This is a genomic window from Haloarcula amylolytica JCM 13557 (assembly GCF_000336615.1).
Classification (GTDB): domain Archaea; phylum Halobacteriota; class Halobacteria; order Halobacteriales; family Haloarculaceae; genus Haloarcula; species Haloarcula amylolytica.
The window spans coordinates 1-7862 of the sequence record NZ_AOLW01000068.1; the positions used below are offsets into that span (position 1 = coordinate 1).

7 protein-coding genes and 2 pseudogenes are annotated in these 7862 nt (G+C 52.7%); 3 read left to right on the top strand and 6 right to left on the bottom strand.

The window, feature by feature from the left end; translation table 11 throughout:
• Positions 1 to 154: 154 nt before the first annotated feature.
• A pseudogene (locus C442_RS23175) lies at positions 155 to 304 on the top strand (ISH3 family transposase); the annotation flags it as partial.
• A 56-nt stretch (positions 305 to 360) separates the two neighbouring features.
• On the opposite strand, the gene C442_RS20145 reads toward C442_RS23175, so the two are convergent.
• Positions 361 to 798: an NUDIX hydrolase gene (locus C442_RS20145; protein ID WP_008313763.1), complete on the bottom strand. Its 438-nt coding sequence runs from the start codon at positions 796 to 798 to the stop codon at positions 361 to 363.
• A gap of 281 nt (positions 799 to 1079) precedes the next feature.
• Here C442_RS20145 and C442_RS20150 point away from each other — a divergent pair, with 281 nt between their 5' ends.
• Both C442_RS20150 and C442_RS20155 read left to right on the top strand, forming a co-directional pair.
• Positions 1080 to 1760, top strand: coding sequence for an IS6 family transposase (locus C442_RS20150; protein ID WP_008313766.1), 681 nt, complete (start codon positions 1080 to 1082; stop codon positions 1758 to 1760).
• 1183 nt (positions 1761 to 2943) lie between these two features.
• The gene (locus C442_RS20155; protein ID WP_008313768.1) at positions 2944 to 3705 is read left to right on the top strand and encodes a hypothetical protein; all 762 of its coding nucleotides are present in this window, start codon (positions 2944 to 2946) and stop codon (positions 3703 to 3705) included.
• Between the two features lie 214 nt (positions 3706 to 3919).
• Here C442_RS20155 and C442_RS20160 read toward each other — a convergent pair.
• The 5 genes and pseudogenes from C442_RS20160 to C442_RS22400 form a co-directional block, all read right to left on the bottom strand.
• Positions 3920 to 4582 (bottom strand): annotated as a pseudogene (locus C442_RS20160) (tyrosine-type recombinase/integrase); the annotation flags it as partial.
• 59 nt (positions 4583 to 4641) lie between these two features.
• Positions 4642 to 5385 carry a hypothetical protein gene (locus tag C442_RS22760; protein ID WP_228841637.1) on the bottom strand — a complete coding sequence of 248 codons (744 nt, stop codon included), beginning with the start codon at positions 5383 to 5385 and terminating at the stop codon, positions 4642 to 4644.
• Positions 5386 to 5399: 14 nt separating this feature from the next.
• Positions 5400 to 5966, bottom strand: coding sequence for a hypothetical protein (locus tag C442_RS22500; RefSeq protein ID WP_193363423.1), 567 nt, complete (start codon positions 5964 to 5966; stop codon positions 5400 to 5402).
• Positions 5967 to 6424: 458 nt separating this feature from the next.
• On the bottom strand, positions 6425 to 6937 hold the full coding sequence (locus tag C442_RS22765) for a hypothetical protein (protein ID WP_239642354.1): 513 nt from the start codon (positions 6935 to 6937) through the stop codon (positions 6425 to 6427).
• A complete protein-coding gene (locus C442_RS22400; RefSeq protein WP_008313775.1) occupies positions 6934 to 7797 on the bottom strand; it encodes a hypothetical protein in 864 nt (287 codons plus the stop codon). Before C442_RS22400 ends, C442_RS22765 begins: the two co-directional genes overlap by 4 nt.
• Positions 7798 to 7862 lie beyond the last annotated feature (65 nt).

The window sequence follows — 7862 nt, forward strand, 5'->3', positions numbered from 1 at the left end:
CGCGTACACGAAAGGAAGTCCGTGATCGGCATCATCCTTCTTTGTCAACGCCTACGTCACGCTACCACTTCAACGTGCAAAGCTGAGTAGTAAGATCGTATGAAGGATGTCTGCTTGCGGATGGTGTGTCTAAAACCAACAATCAGACGGTTCCATACACGAAGACCAGTTTCTTAATTTCCTCATCAATCAGCTTAACAAGGAAGCTGCACTCCGTCTCGGTGAGAACGCCCAATACGATGCTGAAGACATCTATGAGGTTTCGTCGGTCTCGGCATTCTATGCGAACAGCGAAGACGCACCCGAAACCTGAGAACGGATTCTTGAGGAACTCTATTCTCGGCTGTAGCTTCCTCGCGGTCAATCTTGCGTCCGGGCTTCTTCTGCGATGTCCGCAAACCGTTGGGTGAACTGTGGAACATCGTCATCCGCTACAATTTCATCATACGTCTTCCAATGTACCGCGGCGACTTCGTCTTCGTCTCTGACGTGCGCATTTCCTCCAGCGTAGCTACATAGCATCACGACGTTAAGACAGAGCGTATCGTCATTTATTTCGAATGTATTACTATGGATGAAATTGATATCGGTTATTGTTATTCCAACTTCTTCGAGGACTTCTCGACGAACTGTGTCTGTAAGGACTTCTTGTTCGAATGGCTCCGCTTCGACTGTTCCACCAGGAAATGCTAATTCTCCGCTCGCATGTTCTTCATCACTGCCACGCTCAATCAGCAAATACTGATCGTCTTTATGGACAACACCATCCGTATTAATAACATAAGCCGGTTTATCCATATTTTATTTTTGAGATTAGTATCACATAAACCAAATGGTTTCTTGTTAGCTCTTATTTAGATTTTATTAATTTATAACGAGTGGGGTGGATTCTAAAAACCTGAACGAATTCACATGGTCCCCGGATATTGTGTGGATTGTGTTCGGTAGAGTGGGGGAGATTGACATCGAACAGGGTAATGTGGTTTAGTATTTGGTCTGTTTCACTGAGGTATCTGTAAATCAGGCACTGTCTAGTTGAGCGAGTTTGAGAAGTGAGGAGGCCGTAGCGAGAAGTGTCCATGCAACTCGCAGACCTCCTCAGAGAGACGTTAGACGAGGTTCATCAAGACGTTTGGGAGAACGAGCGCACCCCGACACCCGTCCGGGAATTTGGGGTGCGTCTCCATACGGCGGGGCTGTCGATCAGGGAGACGGTGGCAATCTTAGACCTGCTGGGTGTCGATCGCTCTCACGGTGCGGTTTGGAATTGGGTTCATACGTTGTCTGAAGCACAGAGCGACCCGCCGACGGCAGAGCCGTCGCGGGTCGCGGTCGACGAGAAACAAATCGAGGTTGACGGCGAAAAGAAGTGGCTCTACGCCGCTGTCGACGTTGATTCGAAGCTATTGCTAGAGGTAGACGTGTTCAGCCGCCGCGGGACTGACCCCGCGGCGGCGTTCCTGCATCGACTCACTCAGAAACACGATGTCGCCGATACAGAGTTTCTCGTCGATGCTGGCGGCTATTTGACTGCCCTCTCACGCCACGATTTGAGCGGTCGGCTCGACTATCGACTCCGGAACCACATCGAAAAATGGTTCCAGACTGTGACCATGCGAATCGACCGCTTTCACACGTTTTGGCGGGGCAGTCAATCAAGCGCGAAACAGTGGCTTAGACGCTTCAGACACCACTACAACCACGAACGACCGAACCAAGCTCTTGACGGAAAAACACCAGCTGAGGTTATCCAGAACTAGACAGTGCCGTAAATCAGAACCGTTCGGTGTCGAACCTGTACGTTGACCAGTGTAGTTGGGCGTGTTTAGAACTTCGAAATCTTGCAGGTTAGCGCTTGAGTGTGGATTCGATGTTTTTGACGGCGGCTTTGAGCGCGTTCGCGGAATTGACCGAACCAGATTCGCGCTCGCAGCGTGTCGCCATAGCGTCGTTACAGCGAGTGGGTGACTGACTCGACGAGCGACCTGCGGTGGTACGTCTCGTCGTCAAATCGTTCTTCAATCCGGTTCGATTTTCTCTTCAACTTCCGATGGCAATCCGTCTCCGTCATCTGACACTGCCATGCACCCATTTGTAGCATGAGCATTCGTCTTTAGCTAACACCTGCAGTAATTCTTGGAGGTAAAATTATAACTATGAGCATTAGCAGAATCAATTCCGTCGGTCGAGGTGCTGTTCCCTGTGAAATCCTGCGATAAACAATGATAACATCGGTAGTTTTCGGCGTTTTGGTGTGGTGTATGGTCGAAATTCGACCGAAAATCACGGTCTAACAGTATTACTGTGAGTATTAGCTAAAGACGAATGGTAGCATGAGTTGATATATAGCATAGTTCAGAGTCGGCGTTCGACAGTTACCGAATCGCGTTCGGCAACCACCGAATAGGCATTTGTTGAATAAACAACTCTTTGGTTGTTAAGTCTAATCCCACCGATGGGTAACTTAATGCTCGAACCAACTGAAAGCGTCGGCGAGTTCCTCCCATATCGACTCACGCCGCAACTGCCGGGCGCGGTCCTCGGAGAGGTAGTTCTGGAGCACGACCTCGGGTCGCTGCTGCCCTGCTCGGCCGCTTGTCCTCTAGGCCGGCGATCACCACCTCCAGTGTCTCGGAGTAACGGTCGTACCAGAACCGTCGGCACAGCTGTGGTGACGGCCGCTCTCCCTCGATGCGTTCCGGCAGATCCGCATCGTCGGAGACCTCCTAGAACCGCCACCAGATAGTCTGTCGGGAGATGTGCTCGCTGTTCGACTGCGTCGACGGGACAGATACCCCGACCACTCGTCCTGCCCCCTCATCTGGACGAGACGCTCCTCAAGGATGTCGATTCCGTAGAGGATACTCACCAACCACGGCCGTTCTTGCGCTCATCGAACTCGACACGTGGCGTGTCCTCGGTCGTGCCCTCAATCTGGTTGATGTGGAGGGCGGCGACCTCGTTCGCACGCAGGCTCCAGCCAGCAGCGCGACCACGAGCAACTCCTGCTCGAGACCGTCAGCCGGGAAAGTATCCCTCGATTTCACTGACTACCAGCCGGGGACCTACCGATTCGCCGCGATCAACTCTGATGATGACAGCGTCACCAACGAAATAGGGCAGGATTTTACCCCGAACCTCCAGCTCGTTGAGTGGAAAACAGCAACCGAGACAGGCGCTTACACGCCTGAAAACGAAGTGGGTATCGCCAGCCCGGTATTGACGGTCGAAAACACTGGAACTGCGCCAGATCAACTCAACTGGGTTGGGTACGAATCCGAAACGTACACTGCAGAGTGGTATTCACCTGCCGTGGAGAATAAGACCACCAGTATATCTATGCACTGGTTGCCAAAAAACCAGAAGAAGTTCCTGAACAGGCCCCCCTCATTCAATAGTGGCGCAGAGGTGCCAGTTGTACTCCAGCCAGGGGAAAGCAAGCAATTTGTTGAGACACAGGCAGTACTTGCCAGTGGGTTAGACGCTCCAAACTCCTATGATTTTCAAGATGAGGAAACGGCAGGTTGGTCAGTTCAGCAGGGGCTTGAGTATACCGTCACCGCAACAATTGCAACCGAATACAGCGGTCTGAACTCAAAGACAAAGACTGTCGTTTGGGAGCAAGTTGCTGAAGTAGAATCGCTAGAAAAGCAACCAGAAAATGCATCAATCGTCACAAAAGAATCGAACAATAGCAGTTCGTAACTTCTCCAAGGCTTTGGTATTTTCAAGCATACGCTGATAGAAACTGTGGGTGTTTCTTATTAGAGGGGCTAAACCTACGGAATTGGGCTAGACAGCGGGCGTCGATAAGGATAGCGAATTGGGGCTAGATTTCATCGCCGACGGGAATCCCGCTGACGAGGCTCCTAACTGAGCTAACCAACATTTGGGGTTCTTTGCCGTTTTGTTGGTTAGTCTACTCACTGGAGATGATATCGTTTGCTTCGTCACGAGTACGTTTCGCAGCCTCCTGAGCGTAGCCTTCGTGGGTTATCTCGATGGATTTGTGACGCAGCACGTCCTGTGCCAGCTGTGGATTCTCGCGATAGATCTCCCGCCCGAGGCCACGGCGGGCACCGTGTGGCTTCAGTGGCTCCTCGAAGTCGTACTCAGACTACTCGCACAAGTCTGCGAGGATGTTCCGGGCCGACTGCGTGGTGATCGACGGCGTGGGATCAAGCGCTTTCGCAGCGTTGTCGAGTCTGGGGAAGACGGCCTCATTCTCGTCAGGTTCTCGAAGTTGCTTCCAGCGCCGGAGCGGGCGAAGCGCGTCGTCAAGGATCGGCGCAGATTCTCGGGTGCGGTTCTTTCCGAACACCTGCATTGTGCCAGCCTCTAGATCGGCATGACGCCACCGGAGGCCGTTGCGTTCCTCATCATCAGAAACAGCGACGAGCTCCGCGCTGCGAGCACCGGAGTAGGCGAGCAGGAAGACGAGTGCCTGGTCACGGTAGGCCGCCGTGCGATCGACGTCATCGCTTTCGCCGGCCTTGTCGACGCGGGCGGTCGCAGTAGCGTAGATAGCATCGCGGTCGCGTGTCGTCCAGTACTGCTGGTCTGTTTCAGTCTCGTCTTCGAGAGCGGGCACGCGAGATCCGTCGCGATGAATTATTGTAGACTTTAGATCTAAAATCGCGGTCAGTGATAGCGTTCCGTTTTCGCTAGCGAGAGACCGAGCTGGTCGGCGACTTCCTCACACTGCTGGCCCTCGTGTCCGCACTGCTTGGGTGGTTCCGTGACAGCCATGAAAACGCCACCTGAGTCGAGTTCTTCGACGTAGTAGGCCGGTGCCGACAGGACTTGCTCGCGACCGATTGCCTCAACCGTTTCCGGACGGAAGACGTTGTACTCGTACAGCGGTGGTTTGGTCCTCGTCGCAAGGTCTTCGACCGTCTCATCTTCGCCGATAGCGAGGCCACCGCGGCGGCCAAAGCCCCATTTTGGTTCGAGAATGTTTGCGGCTTGAGCAAGTACTTCGACAAACTCTTTCCGCATTTTCTTCACTTCGGGAGGAGAGCCATGATCATCTGAATCTTTCATCGCGTAAATCCAGGTTGAAAATTGCAAATTGGGCTTTGATAAGTCTGACAGTAGACCCAATTCGCTCTTGCTCCGTGCAATTGTCAGATCATCGTGGCTCAGCAGCACCTCAACTGACCACTCTGGATACGTAGATATTGTTTGGAGTATCTCTTCACGCCCTCCGACTATATCTACTTCATTGGTGTATTCATCTATTTTACTGGCACGTATCCCATATTCTCGAGGTCCGCGATCTCGCCTACCGTACTCCGGGAACGCGTTAATGAGCGTCTCGAAGATATCACTAGACGGTTCCTCATCGAGGACATAGGTAAGTTCAATCAGATCGTAATCTTCCATTAGTAGCCTCCAATTTAATCCGTGATAATTGATCCAGAGCCTTCATCGACCACTTTGATCGTAATGTCTGCAGACCCCCATTTGCTCTTCTGCTCCCATTCCGTAATCTTTGAACTGACCAAGTTTTGATCCCCAACGCGATTCGCCCGGATCTCCAGTGTGTTGCCATCGAAAGCAACATCCTCATGTTCCTTCATAGTTCTAAGCTTTCTGTCGAATTGTTGGTCAATCTTGCCTTTCGTATATCCGAACGATCCTTTCGATTCGACAATCTTGCCAGATTCGACTTGGATATCCAGTTCCCCGTCATACTCATTCGAATCGGGGAGTTCAATACTCATCCGCTCGATATTCTCTGCACCGATTTCATCGGCCCGACGCACTTCATCAAGTGCACCACCAACGTTTCCAGGGTCTCTTGAATTGATGAAATCATCGACGGGACCGCTATTCAGACCATCGACACCTTCCAGATTGTCGGCATGTGTGGCGAATTTCTCGATATCGTTGGTGTCGGCATTGCCTCGTTCGAGATTGCGAGCTGCAGCCGTGCGGAACTCGTCAGCACGGTCGATATCCAAGTCGAGTACCCGTTGGAGCCCGTCGCCGTCTAACTCGTCAACGAGCTTGACGCCAGCACCGTCAGTCTCAGCGATGAGTTGCTTGGCCCGACGCTGCCGAGTACCGTCAAGGTCGTCGACTTTCCGGACAGCCCGGTCAAGCTGTTTGTAGGAGTCGAAGTGCAGTATCAGAGAGAACGCCGCGTTTCTAGACCTGAATCGACGTTCGCACGGTCGTAGTCGCCTCGGAGAGTTGCAGCAGTGCGGCCCTACCGTTGACGTTGATTCCGAGCGATTCGAGCGCTTTGGGGCCCGTTTCGCCGGTTGTCCAGATGACGCGAGTAGTCTTCGACGTGAATTTGGCACCGTTGTCGTTGATTCACTCCCAGGTATCCGAGTCCATCTCGCGCAACTGCTGAGTCGTCTGCTGGCGGACGGGCAATCAGTCGCGAAATTCGTCAAAAGAAGGGACTGATCAGCTACTTCTCAGTGCCGCCGAGTCTCTCACGTAACTCATCTAACAGTGGTTCGACGTACTCAGAACCAGCATCGGGATCGTACTCCCGGATGGTATCAAAATACGTCCGGGCCGCGTCAGCAATGGTCTCGGCGAGCGCTTGCGTCGGCGCGACGGCTTCCGGTTCGGGAAGTTTCGGTGATTGTTCCCCGCGGTAGTCGGGGTTTTCGACGGCCTCTTCGCTGTAGCAGAACGCGAGATTCGTCCGTCCATCGCCGGCTGGTTCGAACACGAGATACATCGCGTCGATGTAATAGTCATAGACATATCTTTCCTGATTGAGAGCGGCCAATGCACCTTCGAGGAGGCCGATTACATAGGGTTCAATGAAATCCCTAGTGTAGGCATCAGAGCTTCCCAGAATATGTGTCTGATCGACTTGCAGCCGTGCGCCCACCGAAATATCTACATTACCCTGTTGAAAGGCATCATGCGCTCGTTCGTCGAAGTCAAACACTAACGAAACCTTAGTCATACCCAATCACCAGCAGGGAAAGACCATTTTTCTACTGACCCACCCGATTTCGGGTAAGCGGTATGAATCGACCCATCACCTTTCACGATCACTTTCACGCGCTCAATACCGTAATCGTGTCCATGGTCAGATGGTTTCAGTGTATATTGTATTCGATCTCCACGCCCAGCATCTTTTGATCCCTCTTCGACCGTTTCGTATATTAGCTCTTTCACGTCTTTGTCATTCATCTTATCAGGCAACTCGTTCGTTTTCCCGTCGACCTCGATTTTGCGGCCAGTCGGGAAGAATGAGGCGGCACCAGTGTCCTTTCCATTGGCTTGCTGTCGGCGGACAATATCTCCGTTGACATGACGGCCCTCGATATGTTCCAGGCCACTATCAGTGTCACCGGACTGTAATCGTATGGGTTCACCATCGCGGTCTTTTGTCACGAGCCGGGTCTCACTCAATTCGCCTTTCTGAGCAACATCCAGCAGGTCATCAGCATCAATCGAATCGTCGATTAGCGGATCACTCCCCCGCTGATGGAGCATTTCGGAGAATCGACGCAGATCAGCCCCGTCCATGCCACCGCTGGCCAACAGGTCGGTGATTTCATCGATATGCCGACTTTCGACCGTCCCGGCATCGAATTGGCGCGAGAGTCTCGCCAGCCCATCAGTCGAGTCGACAGCGTCCATAACCGTGCGGAGCTGTGTAGTGTCGAGTTCGTCAACGAGCTTGACACCAGCACCGTCGGTCTCAGCGATGAGTTGCTTGGCCCGGCGCTGCCTGGTAGCGTCGAGGTCGTCGACTTTCCGGACAGCCCGGTCGAGCTGTTTGTAGGAATCAATACTCAGTACCTCACAAAGCGTCACCCACTAATCCGATCTGAGTCACTTCTTCTGTCTCGATGAGCCGTCTGTAGCGGTCGATCTTCGCT